At 54.1% G+C, this 26635-nt stretch carries 17 protein-coding genes and 1 tRNA gene; 15 read left to right on the forward strand and 3 right to left on the reverse strand.

All coding sequences use genetic code 11. The annotated features are described in order from the left end of the window. The first annotated feature begins 186 nt into the window (after positions 1-186). The 10 genes from FRY97_RS05870 to FRY97_RS05915 all read left to right on the forward strand — a co-directional run bounded on the left by FRY97_RS05870 (position 187) and on the right by FRY97_RS05915 (position 11210). On the forward strand, positions 187-2091 hold the full coding sequence (locus tag FRY97_RS05870; RefSeq protein WP_147166508.1) for a TonB-dependent receptor plug domain-containing protein: 1905 nt from the start codon (positions 187-189) through the stop codon (positions 2089-2091). Between the two features lie 4 nt (positions 2092-2095). Further along, complete coding sequence (locus tag FRY97_RS05875; protein ID WP_147166509.1) at positions 2096-3073, forward strand: DUF4465 domain-containing protein; 978 nt, start codon at positions 2096-2098, stop codon at positions 3071-3073. A gap of 924 nt (positions 3074-3997) precedes the next feature. After that, positions 3998-4070, forward strand: a tRNA-Phe gene (locus FRY97_RS05880). 228 nt (positions 4071-4298) lie between these two features. Beyond that, positions 4299-5162, forward strand: coding sequence for an ATP phosphoribosyltransferase (gene hisG / locus FRY97_RS05885; protein WP_147166510.1), 864 nt, complete (start codon positions 4299-4301; stop codon positions 5160-5162). Between the two features lie 22 nt (positions 5163-5184). Continuing rightward, on the forward strand, positions 5185-6465 hold the full coding sequence (hisD, locus tag FRY97_RS05890; RefSeq protein ID WP_147166511.1) for a histidinol dehydrogenase: 1281 nt from the start codon (positions 5185-5187) through the stop codon (positions 6463-6465). A gap of 31 nt (positions 6466-6496) precedes the next feature. Continuing rightward, positions 6497-7552 (forward strand): histidinol-phosphate transaminase, encoded by a 1056-nt coding sequence (gene hisC, locus FRY97_RS05895; protein WP_147166512.1) that lies wholly within the window; start codon positions 6497-6499, stop codon positions 7550-7552. Positions 7553-7834: 282 nt separating this feature from the next. Next, on the forward strand, positions 7835-8968 hold the full coding sequence (hisB, locus tag FRY97_RS05900) for a bifunctional histidinol-phosphatase/imidazoleglycerol-phosphate dehydratase HisB (protein WP_147166513.1): 1134 nt from the start codon (positions 7835-7837) through the stop codon (positions 8966-8968). A 24-nt stretch (positions 8969-8992) separates the two neighbouring features. Beyond that, positions 8993-9580, forward strand: coding sequence for an imidazole glycerol phosphate synthase subunit HisH (hisH, locus tag FRY97_RS05905; protein WP_147166514.1), 588 nt, complete (start codon positions 8993-8995; stop codon positions 9578-9580). Between the two features lie 14 nt (positions 9581-9594). Next, positions 9595-10308: a 1-(5-phosphoribosyl)-5-[(5-phosphoribosylamino)methylideneamino]imidazole-4-carboxamide isomerase gene (gene hisA / locus FRY97_RS05910; protein WP_147166515.1), complete on the forward strand. Its 714-nt coding sequence runs from the start codon at positions 9595-9597 to the stop codon at positions 10306-10308. A gap of 323 nt (positions 10309-10631) precedes the next feature. Beyond that, positions 10632-11210, forward strand: a complete 579-nt coding sequence (locus FRY97_RS05915) for a nitroreductase family protein (RefSeq protein ID WP_211356819.1) — start codon at positions 10632-10634, stop codon at positions 11208-11210. Between the two features lie 29 nt (positions 11211-11239). On the opposite strand, the gene FRY97_RS05920 is transcribed toward FRY97_RS05915, so the two are convergent. Further along, on the reverse strand, positions 11240-13099 hold the full coding sequence (locus FRY97_RS05920; protein ID WP_147166516.1) for a hypothetical protein: 1860 nt from the start codon (positions 13097-13099) through the stop codon (positions 11240-11242). A gap of 232 nt (positions 13100-13331) precedes the next feature. On the opposite strand from FRY97_RS05920, the gene FRY97_RS05925 reads away from it, so the two are divergent. The 5 genes from FRY97_RS05925 (at position 13332) to FRY97_RS05945 (ending at position 23944) form a co-directional block, all read left to right on the forward strand. Then, a complete protein-coding gene (locus tag FRY97_RS05925; RefSeq protein ID WP_147166517.1) occupies positions 13332-15539 on the forward strand; it encodes a sodium-translocating pyrophosphatase in 2208 nt (735 codons plus the stop codon). A gap of 304 nt (positions 15540-15843) precedes the next feature. Further along, a complete protein-coding gene (locus FRY97_RS05930; RefSeq protein ID WP_246141587.1) occupies positions 15844-17970 on the forward strand; it encodes a carboxy terminal-processing peptidase in 2127 nt (708 codons plus the stop codon). Between the two features lie 114 nt (positions 17971-18084). Next, positions 18085-19962: an ABC-F family ATP-binding cassette domain-containing protein gene (locus FRY97_RS05935; RefSeq protein WP_147166518.1), complete on the forward strand. Its 1878-nt coding sequence runs from the start codon at positions 18085-18087 to the stop codon at positions 19960-19962. 18 nt (positions 19963-19980) lie between these two features. Continuing rightward, complete coding sequence (locus tag FRY97_RS05940) at positions 19981-21378, forward strand: vWA domain-containing protein (RefSeq protein WP_147166519.1); 1398 nt, start codon at positions 19981-19983, stop codon at positions 21376-21378. A 286-nt stretch (positions 21379-21664) separates the two neighbouring features. After that, entirely contained in the window at positions 21665-23944 is a 2280-nt protein-coding gene (locus FRY97_RS05945; RefSeq protein WP_147166520.1) for an aconitate hydratase, read from the forward strand. A gap of 274 nt (positions 23945-24218) precedes the next feature. Here FRY97_RS05945 and FRY97_RS05950 read toward each other — a convergent pair whose 3' ends face one another. Together FRY97_RS05950 and FRY97_RS05955 are read right to left on the reverse strand one after the other, a co-directional pair. Continuing rightward, positions 24219-24926 carry a hypothetical protein gene (locus FRY97_RS05950; RefSeq protein WP_147166521.1) on the reverse strand — a complete coding sequence of 236 codons (708 nt, stop codon included), beginning with the start codon at positions 24924-24926 and terminating at the stop codon, positions 24219-24221. 235 nt (positions 24927-25161) lie between these two features. Then, positions 25162-26635: alpha/beta fold hydrolase (locus FRY97_RS05955; RefSeq protein WP_147166522.1), on the reverse strand; the 1474-nt coding region annotated here is incomplete at its 5' end.

The following is a 26635-nucleotide window of genomic DNA, read 5'->3' on the forward strand; positions in this document are numbered from 1 at the left end:
GCTGCTGCCTTGCGCCAGCTTGAATTGCCTTCGGAGGAAAGGCGGGAGTGAAACGTTGGCAGAAGCCGCCCTGGCCTGCAGGTTTGCCTCAGCGCAGCGCAAAACAAGCGTTGCCCTTGGCATGCCCGTCATTGCGTTTCCATTCTCTACTTTGCTTTTGGGCAGTTCGCACAACCCAATTCCTGCATGGTGCCCTGCCGCCCGCTATCTCATTTGCTCTGTTGTTGTGCTGGCCTACTGTTGCAGCTGAGCGCACTGGCACAAGTCCGCACCGATTCCATTTATACCCTGCCCGGGGCAGAGGTCAGTGCCCGCCCGCTGTCCCGTCATACCATTGGTGTTGCAGAGGTGGCTTGGGATACCACCGAGCTTAGCCTACAGGCGGGCTATTTTTTGCCCGACCTGCTAGAGCGTACGGGCACAGCTTATATCAAGAGCTATGGAGGAGGGAGCATTGCTACTACTTCCATACGGGGCGGCAGTGCAGGCCAAACGGCGGTCACCTGGAATGGGCTGCCTTTGCAGAGCCCGATGCTCGGGCAGCTCGATTTTTCCCTTTTCCCTCTTTCTTTTACCGACGAAGCCGCCTTGCAGCTGGGCAGCGGCACAGCATCTTGGGGCTCTGGCGCGGTAGGCGGCACCGTTGTCCTCAACAACCGCCCGCTTGCGGAGGATGGTATGGAGTTGGGGCTGCGCTTGCTCTCAGGCAGTTTCGGGCTGTCCGATCAGCAGGCCCGTTTGCGTTGGCGCAAAAGCGGATGGGCTGTTGGCACCCGCCTTTTCCACCGTCAGGCCAGCCATGACTTTTGGTACGAGCTGGAAAACGGGGAGGAACGCCAACAGCAGCATGCCGCTGTAGAGCAGAAAGGGGGGCTACAGGAAGTTTATTGGAGCCCATCCGCCCGGCATGAGGTACGGCTCCTGGCCTGGTGGCAGGCTTCTGGCCGGGAGGTCCCGCCCACAACGGTACAAGCCAGGAGCCGGGCTTTTCAGTTGGATACTTTCCTTCGCACAGCTTTGCGGTGGGAGCATACTGCCTCAAAGGGGCTCTACCGCGTACAGGCCGCTTGGTTTAGAGAATCAATTGATTATGCAGACCCGCTTATTGCGCTGCGGGCCTACAGTTACTTCAAAACCCTGCTCACTGAGGCCGAGGGAGAATGGCAATGGGGCAGGCAGCACGTCAAAGGCGGCTTGTTCAGCAATTACACCCAAGCGGTGGCCGATGGTTATGGAGGTGCCCGGCCACAGGAGCACCGCATGGCCGCATTTGGCAGCGTCCGGAGGTCTTTCGGGCCCCTCACTGCACAGCTCAGTGCCCGTCAGGGCATATCTGACGGACAGCCGATGCCGTTTGTGCCCGATTTGGGGCTTGAATGGCGGTGGAGCAGCGCTCTGAGCAGCCGCTTCCGGCTTAACCGCAGCTTTCGGCTTCCTACCCTCAACGACCGCTACTGGGCGCCGGGGGGCGACCCTGCCCTGCAGCCCGAGCAAGGCTGGGGCGCCGAGCTGGGGATTGATGCCGAACACTCATTAGGGCAGATAGCCCTCAACGGGCAGGCTACGGTTTACCACAGGCGTATGACAGACTGGATACTCTGGAGTGTGGAGGAAGGGCAGGGCTTCTGGTCCGCCAACAACATCACCACCGTGCGCAGCCGTGGGCTGGAGCTACAGGGGGGCATGCACGCCCCCTTGCTGAGCGGCGGGCTCCGGCTGAACGGGAGCTACGCTTACTCCGAAGCCGTCAACCTGGTGGCTTTGCAGTTGCCAGCCCTTGCTGCCGGGCAGCAGCTGCCTTACACCCCCCGGCATTTAGGCCATCTTTCTGCAACTTACCGCCGTGGCAGCCTGCTTGTCCGTTATTGGCACCGTTGGGCAGGAGCAGTAGGCTCCTCCAATCAGGGCGAACTGCCGGGGTATAACCTTGGCGGGCTCCACCTGCAGCATGGCTTTTTCCGCTGGCGCTTCTTGGGCAGTGCTTTCCTAAGGGCCGACAACATTTGGGGGGCTTCTTACCGGGTGGTGGAGCGCCGCCCTATGCCGGGGCGGGCTTTTCAGATCGGATTCAATTTCACTTATAAAAAATAGCTACATGAAGTATGTTTTTACCCTTTTAACCCTTTGCCTCGCTGCCCTGCCAGCTGCTTATGCACAGACCACAGCAGATTTCGAAAACTTGGAAACTGGCGCAGCAGGCTTTCTCAATGGCAGTGACGGCAGTGCGGGTTTCTCCAGCGGCAATATCTTTTTGCCCAACAGCTACAATCCTATGTTCATGTCTTGGTCGGGCTGGGCTATTTCTTCGGTTACCGATACCACTACCCCCGGTTTTACCAATCAGTACAGTGCGATTGCAGGGGGTGGGCATGAGGGGTCCGATAATTATGCGGTAACTTTTGCTTCCCCAAGTGCCGTGGTCCATCTCACTGGAGAAGCTGCTGGCGCGCCTGTCGCCGGCGTGTACGTGACGAACAGTACCTACGCTTATTTGAGCATGCTGGAAGGGGATAGCTTTGCCAAACAGTTTGGGGGAGAGTCTGGCGATGACCCCGACTTTTTCCGCCTGACGGTGAAAAAATACCTGGGCGGCGAGCTCTCAACGGATAGTGTGGACTTTTTCCTGGCAGATTACCGCTTCGAGGACAACGCTCAGGATTATATCATAGACGAATGGACTTTCATTGACCTGAGCAGCCTGGGCAATGCGGATAGCCTATGGTTTACCCTGGCTTCTACAGATATCGGGACATTTGGGATGAATACACCGGCGTATTTCTGCATCGACAACCTGACGACTACAGATATGCCGGTCAATACCCGGGCGGTTCAACGGTCTGAGGCTAAGCTGCAGGCTTTCCCCAACCCTGCCTCTTCCGAGTGGCATCTGAGGTGGGAGATGGATCAGCCTGCACAGGCGAAATTGTGGAATATGCAGGGCCAGCTGCTGGCCTCCTTTACCCTGAAACCGGGGGTGCAGGTGCTTTCAGCTGCAGCCCTGCCCCCCGGAGGTTATCTGCTGCAGATAGAAGGACAGGGCGGCCGGCTGTCTAAGCGCTTAGTTAAGTATTAAGGGCGTGAACTAAAATGTCGCAGGCGTTTATGCTTTTGGGGCTTTATAGCCTGACAACCCAGAATTTATGAATTCTGACTTGCTCTTTTTCCGTTTCTCTTCACCAAAAAGCCTCGCCGACTTCATCGTGGAGCCCCTTATCCCCACGCTTCGTGTAGGCTATGCCTACGTTTTTTGTCTCGACAACCGAAAAAATAGCAGCGTCATATTTTCAAAAATCCTAAGTTGTCAGACTATAGCCGGGCATTGGCCTAGCGCTGCGAAGGGGCGGCAGGCCTGATAAGGCCGAGCGGATAGCGAGCCCCGTAGCATAGCGGCACCTGCCCTCACGGCAGGGGCAGGCCCCCCAATAAAACGACAATCTGGTTTGCGCCCAGTATTAAAGCTTAGCGAACGGAGCATACGCCCGAAAGGAATGCTCCGTTTGCTTCTGCTATCAGCCATTTTTTTTTTTGCACTAACATCTTGCTTTGCAATCTCTTATCTGGCCTGATGTCAGTGAACTGCTCCTAAAAGGATAAAAAAACAAGGAAAAATCTTGCGCGGCATTGGAACCGCGCGTATATTTGCAACCGCAAAACACCGAAAGCGGTGGAGCTTCAGGTTTGATAATTTATGTATAGTTGGATGAAGCGATAGCGGAGAACAACTATGAAGGCGCTTTAGGAGAAGCGACTGAAGCAGCAATTGTGTAAATAACCAATTGATGCGCGAAGGAGCGACAGGCTTTCAAAGTTGGATGAATCGATAGCGGAGAACAACTATGAAAGCGCTTTAGGAGAAGCGACTGAAGCAGCAATTGTGTAAATAACCAATTGATGCGCGAAGGAGCGACGGGCTTTCAAAGTTGGATGAAGCGATAGCGGAAAACAACTATGAAAGCGCTTTAGGAGAAGCGACTGAAGCAGCAATTGTATAAGTAATGGTGCGGTAGCTCAGGTGGTAGAGCAATGGACTGAAAATCCATGTGTCGGCGGTTCGAATCCGCCCCACACCACATTAGGAAGCAGCCTACGGGTTGCTTCTTTCATTTTATCATTACGGGATTAATGTTTTTCAACAACGTACATCATCACGCACATCATTTTTCACTGCCCGGCAGTGAATGGTGTCCTGTGTGTTGAGGTTTGGCGTAGATACGAAAAACTTATCCGACAAAAAGGGGTTAACCATTCGCTGGTTAGCCCCTTTTTGTTTTTAGCCAACCCACAAAATGCAAATTGCTATGGAAACGACCCGCCTTAAGATTGCGGTACAAAAATCCGGCCGCTTGCTCGATGGCTCTGTTGAACTGCTCAAAGAGTGCGGCATCCGGATCAACAACGGAAAGGATCAGCTCAAGGCCTCGGCAGCCAATTACCCTATTGATATCCTTTATCTGCGCAACTCCGATATCCCGCAGTATGTACAGGATGGGGTGGCTGATGTTGGCATAATAGGGCAGAATACAGCCTTCGAAAAGCAAAAGCGTATAGAAGAAGTGCTCCCGCTTGGCTTTTCCAAGTGCCGCCTATCTATTGCAGTACCCAAGCACGTCAGCTACAGTGGCCCCTCATGGCTTCAGGGCAAGCGCATAGCCACTTCCTACCCCAATTCCCTGCGCCACTTTTTGCAGGAGCAAGATATAACCGCCGAGATCCACGAAATTTCTGGTTCAGTGGAAATTGCGCCCAATATCGGGCTGGCAGATGCCATCTGCGATTTGGTCAGCTCAGGCAGCACCTTGTTCAAAAATGGGCTGGAAGAGCAGGATGTCTTGCTGCAGTCAGAAGCCTGTATTGTTAAGAACGACAAGCTTTCAGCGGAAAAGCAGGCTGTGCTCGATCAGTTGACTTTCCGCATTCAGTCTGTCCTCAAGGCCCGGCACAATAAGTACATTTTGATGAATGCCCCCGCTGACAAAACTGGCGAAATCATCAACATCTTGCCGGGCATGAAGAGCCCGACAGTCATGCCGCTGGCTACAGAAGGCTGGAACTCTATCCACACGGTAATTGAGGAAAAGCAGTTTTGGGAGATCATTGGCCAGCTCAAGGCTGCGGGGGCACAAGGCATCTTGGTGATCCCAATTGAGAAAATGATTATCTGACCCCACTAACTTTGCAATCTATATGAAAACGGTAATCAACCCCGAGCAAGCAACTTGGGCAGATCTGCTGAAACGACCGGCAATGGAAGCGGCCAATCTGGATCAGCTGGTACAGGGCGTCCTTGCAGAAGTAGGGAAACGTGGCGATGCAGCTGTAAGAGCATATACCGCCCGTTTTGACGGGGTAGCGCTAGATAGCTTTCAGGTTACGGAAGCTGAGTTTGCTGAGGCGGAGCGCCTGGTGGATGAGCCTCTGAAGGAAGCCATACAGCTGGCCCGCCAAAACATCGAATCTTTTCACAGCAGGCAGTGGGAGCAGCTTGAAGAAGTGGAGACGATGCCGGGGGTAAGGTGCTGGCGCAAAAGTGTCCCCATTGACAAAGTAGGGCTCTACATCCCGGGGGGCACTGCGCCACTATTCTCCTCTGTCCTTATGTTGGGCGTGCCCGCCCGCATTGCCGGATGTGGGGAGATCGTGCTCTGTACGCCGCCCGATAAGTCGGGCAAAGTCAATGCGGCTATCCTTTACACGGCAGCACAAGTTGGTATTGGCAAGGTATTCAAAATCGGTGGCGCACAAGCCATCGCTGCTATGGCACAAGGCACAGAAACGGTGCCGGCAGTATACAAAATCTTTGGCCCGGGCAATCAGTACGTGACTGCAGCCAAGCAGCTGGCGAGCCGCCGGGGGGTGGCCATCGATATGCCTGCGGGGCCTTCCGAGGTGTTGGTGTTGGCAGATGCCACAGCACAGCCTGCTTTTGTTGCAGCAGACCTGCTGTCTCAGGCGGAGCATGGCATAGACAGTCAGGTGGTCTTGGTAGCTGATAGCCTGGAGACTGCCGCTAAGGTGCAGGAAGCGGTAATGGCTCAGCTTGAAAGCCTGCCACGCCGCGCCATAGCGGCTAAAGCTTTGGCCAACAGCGTTGCAGTGGTCATGGAAGACCGTAGCGCTGCCATACGGCTGATTAACGGATATGCGCCCGAGCACCTTATCCTTGCAGTAGACGATGCCCGTGCGGTGGGGGAGGAGATCACTAATGCGGGTTCTGTTTTCTTGGGCCACTACACGCCGGAGTCGGTGGGCGATTATGCCTCTGGGACCAACCACACCCTGCCTACTGATGGCTACGCCCGCAGCTACAGTGGGGTCTCTTTGGACAGCTTTATCAAAAAAATAACTTTCCAGGAGCTGACCCCCCAAGGGCTGCAGCAGTTGGGGCCTGCCGTACAGCGCATGGCAGAAGCAGAGCAGCTGTCAGCTCACGCCCGTGCAGTGGCTGTGCGGCTAAATGCTGAGTAGCAGGCCTTTTTTACCTAAACATGGATTTCTTATGACCGACCAACTCGTACGCGATAATATCAAAAGGCTGAAGCCTTACTCTTCCGCCCGCTCAGAGTATAAGGGGCAGGCAGCTGTTTTCCTAGATGCCAATGAGAGCCCTTTTGATACAGGGTATAACCGCTATCCGGACCCCCTGCAGCAGGAGCTCAAGGAGGCCATCAGCGCTGTGAAAGGGGTGCCCCCCGCACAGATCTTCCTGGGCAATGGCAGCGATGAGGCTATCGATCTACTGTTCCGCATCTTCTGTGAGCCGGGGCAAGACTATGTCATCACCTTGCCGCCTACTTATGGCATGTACCAAGTCTCTGCTGATATTGCAGGCGTGGGCGTGCGGGAAGCTCCTTTGAGGCCGGGCATCTTTCAGCCCGACCCTGCCGCTGTTTTGGCGCAAGCCAGCCCGCAGAGCAAGCTGCTATTCATTTGTAGCCCCAACAACCCTACGGGCAATAGCATACGGATGGAAATCATGCGGGAGCTCCTGGGCGCATTCCCCGGGATTGTGGTGGTGGATGAAGCTTATATCGACTTCTCATCTCAGGAGTCGGCCTTGTCTTTGCTCGGAGCGTTCCCGAACCTAGTGGTACTGCAGACGTTTTCCAAAGCCTGGGGCTTGGCGGGCATCCGTCTGGGCATGGCATTCGCCTCTGAAGCCATTATTGCGTACTTCAATAAGGTGAAGCCTCCTTACAACATTAATCAATTGACACAAGAAGAGGCCCTGAAGGCTCTAAAGGGCCGGGAAGCACAGGAGGCTACTGTGCAGCAACTGCTCGGGCAGCGCGCGCTGCTACAGCAATACCTCGGCGGTTTGCCTTTTGTGCAGCGCATTTACCCTTCTGATGCCAACTTCCTGCTGGTCAAAGTGGATAGCCCCCGTGCCGTCTACGATTATTTGGCCAAGGGGGGCATCATTGTCCGCGACCGGTCAAAGGTAGTGCTCTGCGAGGGCTGCCTGAGGGTTACCGTTGGCACACCGGCAGAGAACGAGCGCCTTTTCCGGTCTTTGGTTTCCTTTGAAGAAGAAAATACTAACCTGGCCAGCTAGTGTGGCTAGTGCCTCAAGCCATAAATCCTTGACACCCCAAGTTTCGTTATTTTCCGTCTACTCTTCGTTAAAGAACCGCTCCTTTAGCTCGGGCTAAAGTCGCGAACCTTCGCCTTGATTAGCCGGAAAATAACTTCAGCTTAAGTATCAGAGATTTATGACTTAAGGCACTAGGCCGTATCACTTGGCCGTTTTTCTCGCCAGGAATACTTGCTGGTGCGGAACTCTAGATCGCCGAGTATTTGCGGCTCAACCCATTAGCCCTGGCCCTACTTTTTTGCAATGAAAAAACTATTGATCTTAGACCGGGACGGCACCCTCATCCTAGAACCGGAGGGGTATCAGGTAGACAGCCTAGAAAAGCTGGAGTTCTACCCTGGCGTGTTCCAGCATTTGTCCCGCATAGCCCGTGAGCTGGATTACGAGCTGCTCATGATTACCAATCAGGATGGGCTAGGCACCGCTGCTTTCCCGGAAGAGACATTTTGGCCGGCACATGAGAAAATGATGAAGGCCTTTGCTGGGGAGGGCATCACTTTTGTGGACGTGCTGATCGACCGGTCTTTCCCGGAAGATAATGCCTCTACCCGGAAACCCCGGACGGGCCTGATGTCGCCCTATATGGAAGGGGGGTACGACCTCGCCAATTCTATCGTTATCGGCGACCGCCTCACCGACATGGAGCTGGCGCTCAACCTGGGGGCGAAAGGCATCTGGCTGAACAACGACCCTGGCCTGGGGGCCGGCGAGGTGGAAGGCAAAGATGAAGCGGTCAGGGCGGCTATCGCGTTGGCGACTACAGACTGGGGGGAAGTTTACCGTTTCCTGCGCCTCTCCCGCCGTACGGCAGAGGTAGTGCGCACGACTAAAGAGACCGACATCCGCATCAGTTTGGACTTGGACGGTACTGGGCAAGGCGCCATGAAGACCGGGCTAGGCTTTTTCGACCATATGCTGGATCAGCTGGCGCGCCACGGCGGCTTGGACCTGTCTGTAGCAGTCAAGGGCGACCTCCACGTAGATGAGCATCACACCATAGAAGACACTGCGCTAGCTTTGGGTGAAGCTTTTGCAAAAGCCTTAGGCGATAAGCTGGGGCTTGAGCGTTATGGCTATGCGCTTCCTATGGACGACTGCCTGGCACAGGTTGCGATAGACTTTGGCGGGCGCCCCTGGATAGTCTGGGATGCAGCATTTAAAAGAGAAAAGGTAGGAGATATGCCCACAGAAATGTTCTTTCATTTCTTCAAATCTTTTTCCGATGCAGCCCGCTGCAACCTCAATATCAAAGCTGAGGGGCAAAATGAGCACCATAAGATCGAGGCCATATTCAAAGCTTGGGCCCGCGCTATCAAAATGGCAAAGCGCCGCGACCCCGATCACCTTCAACTGCCAAGTACAAAAGGGGTGCTTTAGTGCTGCCCTTCAACCCTTTGACGCATGAAAGTAACCATCATCGATTACAACGCCGGCAACGTGCAGTCTGTCTTGTTCGCATTGCAGCGCCTCGGCGTGGAGGCTGCCCTGAGCAGCGACCCGGAAACCATCCGTTCGGCAGATAAGGTCATCTTCCCCGGGGTGGGGGAGGCCAATACCACTATGGGCTACCTGCGGGAACGCGGCCTGGACGAGGTGATACGGGGGCTGGAGCAGCCCGTGCTGGGCATTTGCCTGGGTATGCAATTGCTTTGTGCCCATTCGGAAGAGAATGACACCGAATGCTTGGGCATCATCCCTCAGCAGGTCGTCCGGTTTAAGCCCAAGGAAGGGGAGAAAATACCCCATATGGGCTGGAACAGCATTTATAACCTCGATCCGGCCCTCTTCTCCCCTGAACTGGAAAAGGAGTATGTCTACTTCGTGCACAGCTACTTTGTAGAGTCCGGCCCCTACACGATTGCAACCACTGACTATGTGCAGCCTTTTAGTGCAGCTTTGCGCAAAGGCAACTTTATGGCCACACAGTTCCACCCGGAAAAGTCGGGTGCTGCCGGTGCGGCTATACTGCAGCAATTCCTCAACTTGTAAAGCTATTTCCGGTTATGTTCCTCATCCCCGCCATAGATATTATTGACGGTAAGTGCGTGCGGCTGACGCAAGGCGATTACAGCCAGAAAAAAGTCTACAATGAAGACCCCCTTGAGGTGGCGAAAGCCTATGAAGCCCATGGCCTTCAGCGGCTTCATCTGGTAGATTTGGATGGCGCCAAAGCCGAGCGGATTGTGAACCATGCGGTATTGGAGAAAATGGCATCCAAGACCAGCCTGCACATTGATTTTGGCGGAGGCCTCAAGTCCGATGAAGACCTGCGTATCGCTTTTGAATGCGGGGCACAACAGGTTACAGGCGGGACGATTGCGGTCAAAGACCCGGAAACCTTCAAAGGTTGGCTGGCACAGCATGGCGCATCGCGCATCATCCTCGGGTCGGACGTAAAAAATGGGAAGGTCGCGGTTAGCGGCTGGCAAGAAGAAAGCGATTTGCCCCTTTTCCCTTTTTTGGAGCGCTACCAAGAAGAAGGCATACGCTACACCATCTGTACGGATGTATCTAAGGATGGCTTATTGCAGGGCACTTCCCTAGAGCTGTACGGAGCAATCCGGGACCGCTTCCCTGCCCTAAACCTGATTGCGAGCGGTGGGGTTACTACTATGGGCGACTTGGAAGCCCTGCGCGAGCTGGGCTGTTACGGGGCCATCATAGGCAAGGCCATATACGAGGGCCGCATCAGTTTAAAGGAGCTGGAGCGGTTTTAGGTTTTGCTTAGGCCTGTTGTCTGCTATGGCCCCTTCAAAAAGGCGTAAGCCAAAATGCCCTGGCTGGCACGGCCTAGCGCTGCGAAGGGGTGGCCAGCCCGGTAGGGCCGAGCGAGGAGCGAGCCCCGGAGCATAGCGGCACCTGCTGTCAGGCAGGGGCAGGCCCCTATCCTTGCGGAGGGGGCAAGCCCATCACGTGAAGCAAGCTGGGCAGGCCCCAAGAAACGGCAGCTTGGTCTGTACCTTTTAAATTAGGCTTCTGTTGGAGCAATTTTTATCACTAAAAGCTTGCTGCATCAGCAGCGGCTACCTTGTATCGACATATGATGAACCCAAAAGATGCCGCCGAGCTCATCCGCGGCCGCCGCGCGATCTTTCCGAAGACGTATATCCCAAAGCCCATCCCCAAGGCGGTTATTGAGGAGGTGTTGGAAAATGCCAACTGGGCGCCTACCCATAAATTCACGGAGCCTTGGCGGTTCCGGGTATTTACAGGAGCTGCATTGGAGCGCTTGGGCGACGCCTTGGCAGAGCTGTATAGAGCAGCTACTCCAGCCGAAGCTTTTTCAGAAAAAAAGTATGACAAGAACAAGCAAAAGCCCCGGCAGTCGGGCTGTGTGATCGCCATTTGTATGCAGCGCGATGCCGAAGAGCGGGTGCCGGAATGGGAGGAGATAGCTGCTACTGCATGCGCGGTGCAGAATATGTGGCTTACTTGTACCGCCCACGGTATAGGCAGTTACTGGAGCTCTGCCAAAATGTTGCAGGAAAGCCCTGGCCTATTGCAGCTTGCCCCCGGCGAGCGCTGCCTGGGGCTTTTCTTCATGGGGTATCACAATCTTCCTGAGCTGCCCGGCAAACGCGGCCCTATAGCGGAGAAGGTAGTCTGGATGGAAGAGTGACCACAAAGAGAGGCCGTCAGCAGCATTGCTCAGTCTATGCAGATGTTGCCGTCCTGGCCGCACCAGGAGGCTGGCGTATTACTGCATTTAAAGAACAAAGCATCGTTAACCTCGGCTTGCCCGCCGGGGAGCAGGAGCAGTTTTTCCGCGTATTCGATCACCGCCCCGCCACTGGCCTGGAAGCGCCCTTGGCAAGATAGCCCGGCCCAAGGGCGTTCTTTGCAGCGGCTGTAGATCTGTCCGCCGTTCAGCACCAGCTCCCCGCCCGGCTTTACAGTGATGCCTGCTCCAGCTGGCATGCCCAGCTTGCAGTCGATAGTGAGGCGTGCTCCTGCTGAAATGACGAGCCCTGAGCGGAGCTCTTGCGGAGCGCTCCAAGTAATATCAGCCCCTTCTGGAACGACGAGCGGCGGTTGTGTAGGGGCACAAGGGGAAGGGAAAGCTGAAAATCCACCCTGCCCGTCGGGGAACCGCTCAAAGCTCGGCTTGAGCTCGGAGAAGAAATGGAGCATGCGCCCAATCTGGCATTGAGACAAGGCACAGCGGCCGGGGATATTGCAGCCCAGGCGGTTATAATCTGATTTCCATGGCGTATCACTGCAGCCGTCCCCGCCATCAGGGTGCCGTTTGTGCGCTTGCAACGGGCTGAGGTGGTCTAGCGAGAGCACGTGGAATATCTCCCCGAGCAAATTTTCCCCCAGCCCTGCATCCGAGCCAGGGTAGTCGATCTCACAGGCCTGCTCGCCCGGGGTATTGCCATGCAGCCATATATTGTAGGTACCGAACATGGCCTGCGCAGGGTGATCGGGGACCTGGCCGTCCACACAGCCCATAGAGGAGGTCAGCCCGCCGCCACAAGGCCAGTAGCAGTCGTTGTCGTCTGGGATGCGTGGGTCGCCGGGCGGCTCAGCCTGCCATTTGCCAGCCGTGACGAAAACATGGAAAGCGTTTTGGGTCTGTGGGGCGCTGAGGGCCTCGTAATCGGGGTGTTGGGGGGAAGGGTTTTCGATGTACCGGTCAGCTACTTTGTACCAGTAGCTGTACCCGCCGGGTTTACATCCGGAATAGCCGATGCCCCAGCCCCGGTTGTCGGGGTGGAAAAAGACATCCTTGCCGGGGGTGCCGGTATTGAGCAGCCTCACCCTGGCGTCAGTCATGTGTGGAGAAGCATCGGTGGGGTCATCGCAGAGGTTGCTCAGCAGCCCATTGACGCCCTTCGGGTCATCAAACCAGCTGCGGATGATGGGCAGGTGGGCTTCCGTGAAGTTGGCAGGGTCTGTAGGGTGAGGGGCCCACTGCCCAAGCTGATCCGGGTCCTCCTTTTGGAAAATATGGACAATGACCTGCATGTACCTTAGCGGGGTGAGCTCCGGATAGTCGGGGTCGGGGGCATAATTGACTGATTGGGTGCAAGGCTGAGCAGTGGCCTGTACGGGCCAGCACTCCGGGTAGCGCTGTCCGGTAGTGCCCGGCGGGCCTGCGCAGACAGAGCACTGTTCGCGGGACTTCCCGGCATCTGGGTTGGAGCGGGCGCAGTCAGGCGCATCGGAAAACCAGGCTTTGAGGCTGATGCGCTGCCGCTGCTGCCCGGCCTGGAAAGCCACTTTTTCCAAGGTGTACCTTTCGGCGGATGCCGGGAGCTGGCCTACAGGTATGGCAAGGGTATCCATAAGCTGACGGCTGCTGATGAGCAAAAAGCCCTGTGCCGGCCGGCTGGTATAGCCCAGGGTGAGGCTGGCTGTAAAGGTATCATCTTTCCAGTCTAGTGTACCGTTGTCGTTGCACGGGCCGAACTGCCCCAGCTCCAGCCGATGAAAGCTGCAATCTGTAGGTTGATCAGCGGGGGCGGCCAGGCTGGCGAGGAGGGGGAATAGCAAAAAGAACAGCATATAGATCGAGATTAGCGGTATTGGAAAGGGCAGGGCCCTTCGTATTCCTGTTGGTTGAGTTGGACAAAAAACAAAATAACGTTAGCTTTGCCCCGCTGTAAATGGGAGCTCCAAAAAAAGAGAGCTGACCAAATTAGCTTTGGGAAAGGCACCTTGGTGCTCCAAAGTTAACTCGATTAGGGGTGCAAAACGAAAACCCCGATGTTCGTATCACTTTAAACAAAAAACAACAATGGGTCAAACGATTACTTATTTGGTTCCGGCGTTTGGTGTACTGGCACTGCTGTACACCTTCTGGCGGTCAGCCTGGGTCTCCAAGCAGGAGGTAGGCACAGAGCGGATGGGGCGTATTGCGGAGAACATCGCTAATGGCGCAATGGCCTTCCTGAAAGCAGAGTACCGGGTGCTGGCTATTTTTGTGGCAGCGGTGGCTATCTTGCTCGGCATCAGCGGCAATACACCGGATTCTTCCCCTCTGATCGCCCTCTCTTTCGTACTGGGCGCGATTTGCTCTGCCCTGGCAGGGTATATTGGCATGCGCGTAGCGACAAAGGCTAACGTGCGCACTACCAATGCTGCGCGTACTGGGCTCGGCAAAGCCTTGGAAATCGCTTTCGCAGGCGGCTCTGTGATGGGCCTTGGCGTAGTTGGCCTTGGCGTAGTTGGCCTTGGCGTGCTCTTTTTGGCTTATTCCAGCATCGGTTGGGATGTAAACCGCGTCATTACCGTCATTACAGGCTTCTCTTTTGGAGCATCCTCTATTGCCCTTTTTGCACGTGTAGGCGGTGGTATTTACACCAAAGCAGCTGACGTAGGCGCCGACCTGGTAGGTAAAGTTGAGGCTGGCATCCCTGAGGACCACCCCCTGAACCCAGCAACGATTGCGGACAACGTGGGCGACAACGTAGGTGACGTGGCCGGTATGGGCGCTGACCTGTTTGAGTCTTATGTAGGGTCTATCATCGGTACGATGGTATTGGGAGCTGCATTCATAGGCCTGACAGGGTATGAGAACTCTAATGAGTTTGGCGGCCTGAACGCCGTGCTGCTGCCTCTGGTCCTGGCGAGCGTAGGGATTGTGACGTCTATCATCGGCACTTTCTTTGTGCGGGTGAAGGAAGGCGGCGACCCGCAAAAAGCCCTCAACCGGGGAGAGTTCTTGTCTGCCGGCATGATGCTGGTTGCGACTTTCTTGATCGTAAAGTGGATGCTGCCAGCAAGCTGGACCTTTGAAGGGACAGCATACTCTGCTATGGGCGTTTTCTGGGCAGTAATTTTCGGCCTGGCCGGCGGGCTGCTCATTGGTATGATCACAGAATATTACACAGGCACAGGCACCAAGCCAGTAAAGAGCATTGTAGATCAGTCGCTCACAGGCTCTGCGACGAACATCATCGCGGGCTTGGGCGTGGGCATGCAGTCTACCGCTATCCCCATCCTTATTCTGGCAGTAGCTATTGTGGGCGCTTACTCGTTTGCGGGCCTTTATGGCATTGCGATTGCTGCAGTGGGCATGCTTTCTAATACCGGCATTCAGCTGGCAGTTGATGCCTACGGCCCGATTTCTGACAACGCAGGCGGTATCGCTGAGATGGCCGAGCTGCCAAGTGAGGTGCGTGGCCGTACCGATAAGCTCGATGCAGTAGGCAACACTACAGCTGCCATTGGAAAAGGTTTTGCGATTGGCTCTGCAGCACTGACTGCCCTTGCACTCTTCGCGGCCTTCATCACGGCTTACAACCTCAGCCACCCTGACGCGAAACTGACGAGCATCAACATCACTAGCCCTTATGTGATGGCTGCCCTTTTCGTAGGTGGCATGCTGCCATTCCTGTTCTCTGCCCTTTCTATGGGCGCAGTAGGCCGCGCAGCCATGGATATGATACAGGAGGTGCGCCGTCAGTTCAAGACGATACCCGAGCTGACTGCCGCGCTTGATGTCATGCGCAAAAATGGCGACAAAGACTTCAAAGAATGGAGCGATGCAGATCAGAAGACCTTCGAAGCCGCTGACGGCAAGGCAGAGTATGGCAAGTGTGTAGAAATTTCTACTGCAGCTTCTATCCGCGAAATGGTACGCCCTGGCCTGTTGGCTGTATTGGCGCCGGTCGTGGTTGGCCTTACACCTGGACTGATAGGCCTTGGCAGCCAACTGGGCGCAGAAATGCTCGGTGGCCTTCTTGCTGGCGTTACTGTAACGGGCGTGCTCATGGCTATCTTCCAGTCTAATGCTGGTGGTGCATGGGACAACGCTAAGAAGATGTTCGAAGAAGGCGTTGAGATCAACGGTGAGATGTACTACAAAGGCTCAGACCCGCACAAAGCAACGGTTGTAGGTGACACTGTAGGGGACCCCTTCAAGGATACCTCCGGCCCCTCCCTCAACATCCTGCTCAAGCTGATGTCTGTGGTTGCACTGGTGATTGCGCCACTGCTGTAAACCAAGGCTATAAGCTATAGAAAAAATGAGCCCCGGCGGATACTTCCTCGGGGCTCATTTCGTTTTCAGAAGTGGCTGCTCAGCGGTTGCGAAGCCCAAGGATCGCCTATGGATATTGTGTTACGGTTCCGTTAAAGCGGAAGTGTGCAAGCAGCCTTTGCCAACTTTTTGGGTTGGAAAAAGTATATTTAATGCGGTATTTGGGCAGTATTTGCCAATACAAAGCTGTAAACCTTCCAAAAACAAGCTTGTTCTGCCCGTAATGCCCTGCTGTGGCAACAGTGTAAAACCCGAACGGACAAGCATGTCAATAAAGAAAATCATTATGAAGTACAGAGGCCAGATATTTTTTTCCGTATTGCTGGTAGGGCTCCTCGTGGCTGCTTACCTGCCAATGCGTGTGGATAACGTAGAGAAGGAGGCCGTCCTCATGCGGGCTATGCTGACTGGTTTCGAGCAGTTGCACTATCAGCCCAAATCGCTGAACGACGATTTCTCCGCCCAGGTTTTTGATTTCTACCTTGATCAGATTGACGCGGGGCGCAGGTTCCTCACTCAGGAGGACATCGCAAAGCTCGAAATGTATAAGAGCCAGATCGATGATCAGGCCAATGCGGGCTCTTTCGAGTTCTTCAATTTGTCGGTGGAGCTGCTGGAGGCATCCCTCGATAAGACGCAGGGCATCTACCGGGAGCTGTTGCAATCGCCTTTCAACTACGATGAAGGGGAGGAGATAGAACTGGATGGCGATAAAAAGGCTTTCGCCAAAAATGACGAAGAGCTGAAGGAGTACTGGCGCCAATATCTCCAATACGAAGCGGTAGAGCGTTTGTCCAACAAGCTGAAGGCTCAGGAAGAAAAGGGCGAAGAAGCTCCTGAGCGCACCTTCGAAGAACTGGAGGAAGAAGTTAGGGGCGAAGTCTTGGAATTTTTCGATGACTGGTACGGGCGCATGCGCAAACTGAAGCGTGAAGACCGCCTCAGCGTGTACCTCAACACCTTCACCCATATCTACGATCCCCACTCCGAATATTACAAGCCTATTGATAAAGAAAACTTTGACATCCGCTTCAGCGGCCGCTTAGAAGGCATCGGTGCCAGCCTCCGCACAGAAGGAGACTATACCAAGGTGGTCCGCGTAGTTGTAGGCGGCCCGGCCTGGAAACAAAAAGAGCTGGAGGAAAATGATGTGATCATGAAGGTCCGTCAGGAAAAAGAAGAAGAGCCGGTAGATATCACCGGCATGGTCATCGATGATGTGGTGCAGCTCATACGGGGCGATAAAGGGACAGCGGTGACGCTGACTGTCAAAAAAATCGATGGCTCGGTTCAGGAGATCACGATTACTCGTGATGTGGTGGTGCTGGAAGAGCAATATGCCAAATCGTTGATCCTAGACGGAGAGGTAGAAGGGGAGCGTATCGGGTATATCCTCCTCCCTTCCTTTTATGCCGATTTCCAAAACCGTGACGGCCGCTTCTGCGCTAAGGATGTCGAGACAGAAATTGAGAAGCTCAATGCTCAGGGCGTGGACGGCATCATCCTCGATCTACGCTACAACGGTGGCGGTTCTTTGCGGGATGTAGTCAAAATGTCGGGGCTCTTTATTGAAAAAGGCCCAATTGTGCAGGTGAAATCCCGAGGTACTGCCCCTGAAGTGCTCAAGGATGTAGACAGCAGAGTGCAATATGACGGCCCCCTTGTGGTCATGGTCAATTCTTACAGTGCTTCAGCTTCCGAAATCTTGGCAGCAGCCCTTCAGGATTACAACCGTGCAGTGATTGTCGGCAGCCCATCTACTTTTGGCAAAGGGACGGTTCAGCGGTTTGTGGACCTTGACCGGACAGTGCGCGGCTACAGCGAGCTTAAGCCGCTTGGGGAGATCAAGCTGACCACGCAGAAGTTTTACCGTGTCAACGGTGGCTCCACTCAGTTGAAAGGGGTAACGCCTGATATCATCCTGCCAGATAATTTCTACTACATCAAAACCGGCGAGCGCGACCGGGAGTACGCTATGGAGTGGACAGAGATAGAGCCGGTGGCCTATGATCAGGAGGTCTATAAGGTGGATAATGTGGAGGCTTTGCGGGCCAAGAGCGAAGCCCGTATGGCCGCTTCTCCGGTATTCCAGAAAATACTGGCCAATGCCAAGCGCGTAGAGACGCAGCGGGAGGATACTTCCTATCCGCTAGGCCTGAAAGACTATCAGGAAATGGTAGCGGAGCGTCAGGAGCAGTCTGACAGCTTTGACGACTTATTGGACGAGGATGTGCTGACCGGTATCGAGAACCTGCCCCAAGATGTGGCGGGCATTGAAGCGGACGAGTCCAAGAAAGCCCGCAATGACGAGTGGCTGGAAAATGTAGCCAAGGACATCTACCTGAAAGAGACCCTGGCGATCATGCATGATATGCTCAGTGCCAGCCGTTAGGCGGTAGGGTGCATCTAGCTCAAAAGGCTTCTCGGCATTTGCTTGGGGAGCCTTTTGAGTATCTGTGCGACGCAGCGATTTACTACCTTTGCCCGATAGCAAAAACAACGGCCTGTGAACTACCTGAATCTGGAAAATGTGACTAAAATGTACGGAGAGAAAGTCCTCTTCGACAATATCGCCCTGCAGGTCAATCAAGGGCAAAAGGTCGCCCTTGTTGCCAAGAACGGCTCTGGCAAAACAACCCTCCTGCGCGTCATTGCAGGGGAAGAGCCCGCCGAGGGCGAAGCTGCTAGCGTCTACCTCCACCGCGATGTCCGTATTGGCTTTCTGAACCAAGACCCCGAGTTCTTTGAGGAGCATACCATTCTCGAAGCTGTTTTGGATTCTGACAACGCCATGATCCGTGCGGTGCGGGATTATGAATATGCCATGCTTTTCCCGAACGATACTGAGGCTATGCACCAGGCTATTGCCAAAATGGACGACCTCAAGGCTTGGGACTTTGAGGCCCGTATCCGGGAAGTGCTGACCAAGCTGGAGGTCAGCGACCTGAATCAGTTGGTGAGGAACCTTTCCGGAGGGCAGAAGAAACGCCTGGCCCTGGCTAAGCTCATCATTGAGGAGCCCGAATTCCTCATCCTCGACGAGCCTACCAACCACCTCGACCTGGATATGATAGAATGGCTGGAGGAGTACCTGCAGCAGCCTCGCATTACCCTGTTCATGGTGACCCACGACCGCTACTTCCTGGAGCGGGTCTGCAATATCATCGTCGAGCTCGATCAGGGGCAGCTTTACCGTTATACGGGCAGCTACTCCGATTTTCTAGAAAAGAAAACCACCCGCCACGAGGTAGAGGCCGCAGAGCTGGATAAAGCCAAAAAACTTCTCAAGCGAGAGCTGAACTGGGTTAGGCGGATGCCTAAAGCCCGCGGCACCAAAGCAAAGTCGCGTGTCAGCGCATTTGAAGACTTGAAGGAGGAAGTAGAGCAGGTGCGCAGCAATGACGAAATGCGCATTGACATCAAGGGGCAGCGCATGGGCAAGAAAATCCTGGAGGCGCATAACATCGGCAAGTCCTACGGGGAGAAGGTACTGGTCGAAGGCTTTTCTTACAAGTTCAGGAAAGGCGAAAGAGTGGGCATTGTGGGCCCCAACGGAGCAGGCAAAACGACCTTTTTGAAGCTGCTCACCAAAGAGCTGCGCACGGATACGGGCAAAGTGGTCTTAGGCGGCAACACCGTTTTTGGCTACTACACGCAAGATGGCATCCAACTGGCAAGCGACCGCCGGGTTATTGATGTGGTACAGGATATAGCGGAGTTCATCCCTTTGGAAAAGGGGCAGAAGCTGACCGCCCCACAGCTGCTCGAGCGCTTCCTTTTCAACCGTAAGCAGCAGCAGGTCTACGTTTCTCAGCTCAGCGGGGGCGAACGCCGCCGTTTGTACCTGCTTACGGTGCTGATGGAAAACCCCAACTTCCTCATCCTAGATGAGCCGACCAACGATTTAGACATCATTACGCTGAACGTCTTGGAAGACTTCCTGCTCGATTTTCCCGGCTGTATCATCATTGTCTCTCACGACCGCTACTTCATGGACAAGATTGTCGAGCACCTGTTCGTTTTTGAAGGGCAGGGGCACATCCGCGATTTCCCCGGCAACTATACCGAATACCGGGAAGTCCGCCTGCAGGAAGACCGGGAGCGCCGGCGTCAGGAGCGGGAAGTAGAAGAGCAGAAGCAGAAAACAGTGAAGCCCGCCAAGGCGGCACCTTCGGCCTTGAGCCAGGAAGAGCGCAAGGAGCTGAAACGGCTGGAAAAGAAAATTTTGAAATTGGAAGAGGAAAAGGCCGCCCTTACTGAGCAGTTCAACGACAGCAGCCTGGGCCCTGAAGAAATCACGGAGCTTTCCAAAAAACTGGCTGCCCTCAACGAAGCGCTCGAGGAGCAGGAGCTCCGATGGATGGAGCTGGCGGAGCAGGCCTGAGCAAGAAAATAAACCTACATGCGATATTTATGGATTGGGGGGATTTTGTGCTTGGCATTAGCCGCCTTTTCCTTTCAGCCTGCAGGAGGAGGGCAGAAGGAAGCATTCAAGGCCCATCACAAAGGCTTGGTGCTGTATGGGGAGGAGCGTTACGGCAGCGCAGTACAGCAGTTTGAGAGAGCCCACCACCTGCTGCCCGGCAATTATGACTTTACGCTTTCTCTGGCCATGGCATTGAGCCGGGTCGGCAAAGCCGAGGAAGGGCTCAGCCTGTTGCAGCGCAGCGCGGGCATGATCAGCCCGAGCGACCCTCAGCTCGGACAGAAGCAGGCGACCCGTCAGTTTTTTCAGGGCATGATTTTGTTGTATGCCGGGCGGGCGGGAGATGCCATCCGTGCATTAGGGCAGAGCATAGCCGCTCAGGAAGCCCTCGGCGGCCATCAGCTGTTGAGCATTTACCATAATGCTATGGGGTATGCGACCTTGCTCAATCAGGGGGGCAGTGACCACGGCAGCGATACCTTGGGCTGGCATTACCATGTGCATAAAAGGGACATGATACGGGCACTTGGGCACTTTGATCAGGCGGTGGCCTACGACACCAAGAACGCAAGCGCACTGCATAACTACTTCTTGGTGCGCAATACACTGGGGATGGAAGGTATGGCAGAATACTATGAAAACCAGGATGCTGCTGCTGGCAGTGCTCAGGGGCCACTGCCTGTGGGGGCCAAAAAAACGCTGGCTTTTACTGACTTCGATGAGCTTTTGTTTTTGCTGGATATTTCCGGATCTATGGTGATGGAAAGCGTGCCCTGCATGGGGGCTACCCGTTTTGAGGTCATGCGCCAAACGGCGTTGTACATCCTGGACAGCCTGCCTGAGGCTACGGCTCTTGGCCTGGGCACCATAGATGGAGACTGCGGCACTGCGCCCAGGGCTTGGGATACCGTTGGGGCGCTGAGCCGGTACGATATGCGCTACCGCCTGCGTTTTTTAGCGCCCAACGGGACAACCCCCCTTTTGGAGCGGCTGCAGGCTTCCCCTGAATTGTTCTTGCCCACAGATACCACCCGGAAATCCATCTTCCTGATCAGCGATGGGGCTAATGTGTGCCGGGCCAACGGGGAGGACATCTGCGAGTGGGCCCGCCGCCTCAACGAAAGGCACATCACCATCAATATCCTGACCTTTCTGGATGCCACCGCTCAGAATACTAATGCCTTTGCTGAGTACGGCTGCCTGGCGGCCAATACAGGGGGGCAAATCTTGTATATGGATAATTACCGCTGCGGGTACGAGCACTATGGAGGCTCCTTGGTCGAGAGCTGTTTGCCCCGCATCCCCAACCTTCGCAGAGTAAGCTGTTGGGGGCGCGCAGTGCCCGATTTATGGGCCATTGAGGCAGGGGAGTAAAAAGCGGTGTGCCAGGAAACAAAATTTCGGTCAATCGCCTTCTATATATGGTTTTACTTGCCAAGGTGCGGTCAAAGTTTTTATTTTGACATTCCTGATAGGTTTAGGCTGGCCATGTTTTGCCCCCAGCGCCCGGCCGATGGCACAAGGCAAGCTCAAAAGGTTTTTCGGTTTGCCAATTAGTTTGCGCGGCGGCTGCAGGGCTAATTGAACCACCTCAACTGCGGGCGGCATTAAGATGCCTCCGGTTAATCATTTACTAAAACACATCCAAAAATCACTTGCTATGGCATTCGATCTTGATATGATCAAGGCCGTGTACGAAGCACTGCCCAAGCGAGTGGGGGAAGCGAAGCAGGCCCTCGGCCGGCCGTTGACCCTCACTGAGAAAATCCTTTATACCCATCTTCACCCCGAATCCCCTCTGAGGAACTACAGCCGCGGGAAAGATTATGTCTTCTTTGCCCCCGACCGGGTGGCTATGCAGGACGCTACTGCTCAGATGGCCCTGCTGCAGTTTATGATGGCAGGCCGGGACAAGGCGGCTGTGCCGTCTACGGTGCACTGTGACCACCTCATTCAGGCAGAAGAGGGCGCGGCAAAGGACCTTGCCAAAGCAAATGACATCAACAAAGAGGTTTACGACTTTTTGTCCTCGGTCTCCAATAAATATGGCATTGGGTTCTGGAAGCCCGGGGCTGGCATCATCCATCAGATTGTCTTGGAAAACTATGCTTTCCCAGGAGGGATGATGATCGGCACAGACTCGCATACCCCTAATGCAGGCGGTTTGGGCATGCTGGCCATTGGCGTTGGCGGTGCAGATGCCGTAGACGTAATGGCTGGTATGCCTTGGGAGCTGAAAATGCCGAAAGTGATCGGCGTGAAGCTGACAGGCAAGCTCAATGGCTGGACTTCTGCGAAGGACGTTATCCTCAAAGTGGCAGGTATCCTGACCGTGAAGGGCGGCACAGGGGCTATTGTAGAGTACTTTGGCGAAGGGGCTGAAGCCTTATCTTGCACAGGCAAAGGCACCATCTGTAATATGGGGGCAGAGATTGGCGCAACGACATCTACTTTTGGGTACGATGAGGCCATGAGCCGCTACCTGCGCGCTACCGAACGGGCAGATGTGGCTGAGCTGGCCGACCAGGTGAAAGAGCACCTGACCGGAGATGCAGCATGCTATGCCAACCCAGAGCAATACTTCGATCAGGTCATTGAAATAGATTTGAACACCCTTGAGCCTCATATCAATGGCCCTTACACGCCTGATTTGGCCTGGCCATTGTCCAAGTTCGCCCAAGCGGTGAAAGAGAACAACTACCCGCAAAAGTTGGAAGTGGGCCTGATCGGCTCTTGCACCAACTCTTCCTATGAAGACCTGGACCGCGCCGCATCTCTGGCCCGGCAAGCGGTGGCCAAGAATCTAAAAGTGAAATCTGAGTTCACGGTAACTCCGGGCTCTGAGCAGATCCGCTATACCGTAGACCGCGATGGGCAGCTCAAAGACTTCGAACAGATGGGCGGCGTGGTGCTGGCCAATGCTTGTGGCCCTTGTATCGGGCAGTGGGCACGCCACACAGACGACCCCAACCGGGCGAACTCCATCATCACTTCCTTCAACCGCAACTTCTCCAAGCGGAATGATGGCAACCCACAGACGCGCTCTTTCGTGGCTTCACCGGAAATTGTGACTGCCATGGCTATTGCCGGTGACCTTACCTTCAACCCGATGACCGATAAGCTCATCAACGAAAATGGGGAGGAGGTGATGCTCGACCCGCCAACAGGGGTAGAGCTGCCAGCCAAGGGCTTTAGTGTGGAAGATGCAGGGTACGAAGCGCCTGCAACGGATGGCAGTGGCATTGAGGTGAAAGTAGACCCCAATTCTGACCGGCTTGAGCTCCTTACCCCATTTGAGCCGATTACACAGGAGCAGCTGAAAGGCATGCGCCTGCTGATCAAAGCGAAGGGTAAGTGTACGACGGACCACATATCCATGGCGGGCCCTTGGCTGAAGTACCGTGGCCATCTAGACAACATCTCCAACAATTGCTTCATCGGCGCTGTCAACTTCTTCAACGGGGAGATGAACAAAGTGGCCAACTATGTCGATAACGCAGAAGAAGCCGAGTACTTGGGCGTACCGGACTCTGCCCGCAAATACAAGGCGGCCGGCATCAGCACCGTGGTGTTCGGTGAGGAAAACTATGGCGAAGGCTCTTCCCGAGAGCACGCAGCTATGGAGCCCCGCCATTTGGGCGTCAAAGCGGTAGTCGTGAAGTCTTTTGCACGTATCCACGAGACGAACCTGAAGAAGCAGGGCATGCTCGCGCTTACTTTCGTCAACCCCGATGATTACGAAAAGGTACGCCAGGATGATAAAATTGACATCCTCGGCTTCACCGAAATGGCACCCGATAAAAACCTGACGGTGAAGCTTCACCACAAAGATGGCTCATCGGATGAATTCGAGGTGGCCCACACTTACAATCAGGCTCAGATCGACTGGGTAAGTGCTGGTTCTGCCCTGAACAAAATCCGGCAGGAGCTAGCTGGCTAGGGCTGCTTAGGTATACACCGGATATCAGCTGCTCCAAACAAGCGCTAATGCCGCTGCCGTGTAGGCCTCATCTGTTTTATGCTAGGATTGGCCTAGCGCTGCGAAGGGGCGGCAGGCCTGATAAGGCCGAGCGAAGAGCGAGCCCCGTAGCATAGCGGCACCTGCCCGCTGGCAGGGGCAGGCCCCCCAAAAAAACGACAATCTGGTTTGCGCCCGATGACAATCTATTTTTTGCAGAGCCGCCCGGGAGGTTATCTTGGGCGGCTTTTGTGTTTTACAGCGTATATCCGAGCGCAAAAGTGAGCTGACTGTTGAAGTCTTCATTGAAATGAAAGGTGCCCAAGAAAGTGCATAGCAGGGAGAGCCGTTCTGATAAGGGCTTGGTGTAGCGAGCCCCGAAGGGTATGCCCCAACTGTTTTTCCGTACGGTGCTGTAGGTGCTTTCGAGCAGGGCGATCTGGTTGTCAACAGTGAAGTTGTACCAAGCGAAGGTCTGATAGCGGTGTTTCCGGAAGGTGTGGGCGAGCCCTGTCCCGATTTCCAGCCGGCTTTCTGTTGAAGGAGTCAGGCTCCAATACCCGATCAGGGCGGCTGAAAAGGCTGCCAGGGACCGGCGGCTTTCAAAATCGTCAAATACGGTTTCATCGGGAGTGCCCCTGCCCCTGATGAGGGTGCGGTCTTGCCCGGCTTTACCGTTTTTCCGGAAGAAATAACTGCCCTGCAAAGAAAGCGATAGCCGTGGGGCGATCCTGAGGTTTGCCCCCATCATCGCTTGCCCTCCGGTAATGGGCGTGGCCAGGTTGCCTTCTGAAAACTTGAAGGGGCGAAGCGCTTCGGTCATGCGCTCTTGCGCGAAGTCGCCAAAGGTGGCAAAGCGGCCGATGCCAAGGCCTAAGTAGGCTTGTACCCCCTGTGGGCTTTGCCCGAAGGCAGGCAGTGCATAGAAAAACAGCAGTACGGAGGCGGAAAATAGGCTGTGCATAAAATTAATGGTTGGATAGTTGAATACGGTTTTATAGCCCACCAACCCAAAATGTGCTGTACGTCTACCTTCGTGGTTCCGCCCCTGCCTGCCCGACAGAAACTGCCGGGCAAGGTTGCGAGTAGGAATGTAGTTTTTTGTACTGAAAATCAACGCTTTGTGAGTCTGGTGGACTCGAGTTTAGCGGCTTCGGCCCGGCATTCGGGCACGTATTATGCAATACGTTCTGCCAAGGCTATCTATTGAGTTGATTAAGCCATTGGTTAAATTCAGCACTCATTTGCTTTGGGTGGCTTTCGGTTAATAAATGTTTTCCTTTTCCTAGATAATGGAAAGTTGCATTTTTGAAGTTTTCTTTGGCGTATTCTACCGCTCCTTTTCTGTTTACCAAACCCTTTTTAGCATAGAAATACAGTTTTGGAACAGTTGATTCTTTCATGCCATTTGAAATATAGCTCAGCAAGTCAGAAAATTCGCTTTTGCCTCTCCCTTTGGTAAAGGATAGAGAAGCGGGGTCAGGGCCGTTTGTTATGGCGTACCTTCTTTCTTTTTCATCCCAGGGTTGTGCATAGAACTTATAAGCCTCTTTTGGCAATTTTCTCCCTGCAAAGAAATTAGTCGCTAGTTTTTTGCCTGCAAAGTTCCTTTTTACCATCCATTTTTCGTTCCCACTTTGGGTTCTTGTCAGCCTCATGAACGCTTTGAAGCTAAACGGCAATTGGTCATACATCACATCCGCTGGCATAAAAGGGGCTTCGAACAGCGCAATGCCTTTTACATTCTGCGGCTCACGAATGGAATAAAGCATCCCTGCAATAGAGCCAATGTCTTGAACCCAAAAGGTAATATTTTTTAGCCTTTTGGCTTCAATAAAGCCCTTCAGCATCTCGTACTGTACTTCTACGGATACCTTTTTATCAGCCGGGAAGCTTGACTTTCCAAACCCCAAAAAATCTAGGGCTATTACTTTTTTGTTGCTGTCAATATTAGGGATGATGTTTCTCCAAATGTACAAATTGGAAGGTAGGCCGTGGAGCAGTAGAATGGGGTCGCCTTCGCCTGATTCTACGTAATGAATGGTGTCATTGCCTAGGTTGATGAACTTCGATTCGAAAGGGAAATTGGCGGAGATATCCGATTCTACTTTAGTGGCTTTCCCCGGGTAGGTTTCTTGAGCATACAATACTGTTTGCCCCAAAAAGGAAAGCACAATTGCGATTGCTTTTAAGGATGAATTTTTCATTTTACTTCTTTTTAGGTTTTTGAGGAGCCTGATAAAAATGTAGATGTGGCTTAAAAAGGTGGCTAAACCGTAAGTCACAAACATCAGCCAAATGAAGCCAAGGTTTTGATTGTAAAGTTCTAGCCCAAAGAATTGCGGAAAAGCGGTAATCAAATCTCCAAACCCTACGAGGTTGAAAACCCAAACCAGCGGAATGGCAAAACGCCATTTGTTTTTCAATGCAACTACTGAAATGATGGCTAAAATGGCTGTGGTTAAATCGAGCAGCCCAACGGTCGTTAGAAAATCCGTTGGGAACCCATCATACATTTGCTCTTTGGCCATGAATGATAAGCCCAAATACCGAAAGGTGTTGAGGAATACGAATGGAAGAAGTGCATCATGAACAGGTAGCGCTGAAACTCGGGGTTGTATCCAATACTTAAACCCTAAGATGATTGCAACAGTGCCTGTCAGTGCTTGTAAA

Origin of the sequence: Phaeodactylibacter luteus, from assembly GCF_007993045.1 — a bacterium.
Taxonomy (GTDB): Bacteria; Bacteroidota; Bacteroidia; order Chitinophagales; family Saprospiraceae; genus Phaeodactylibacter; species Phaeodactylibacter luteus.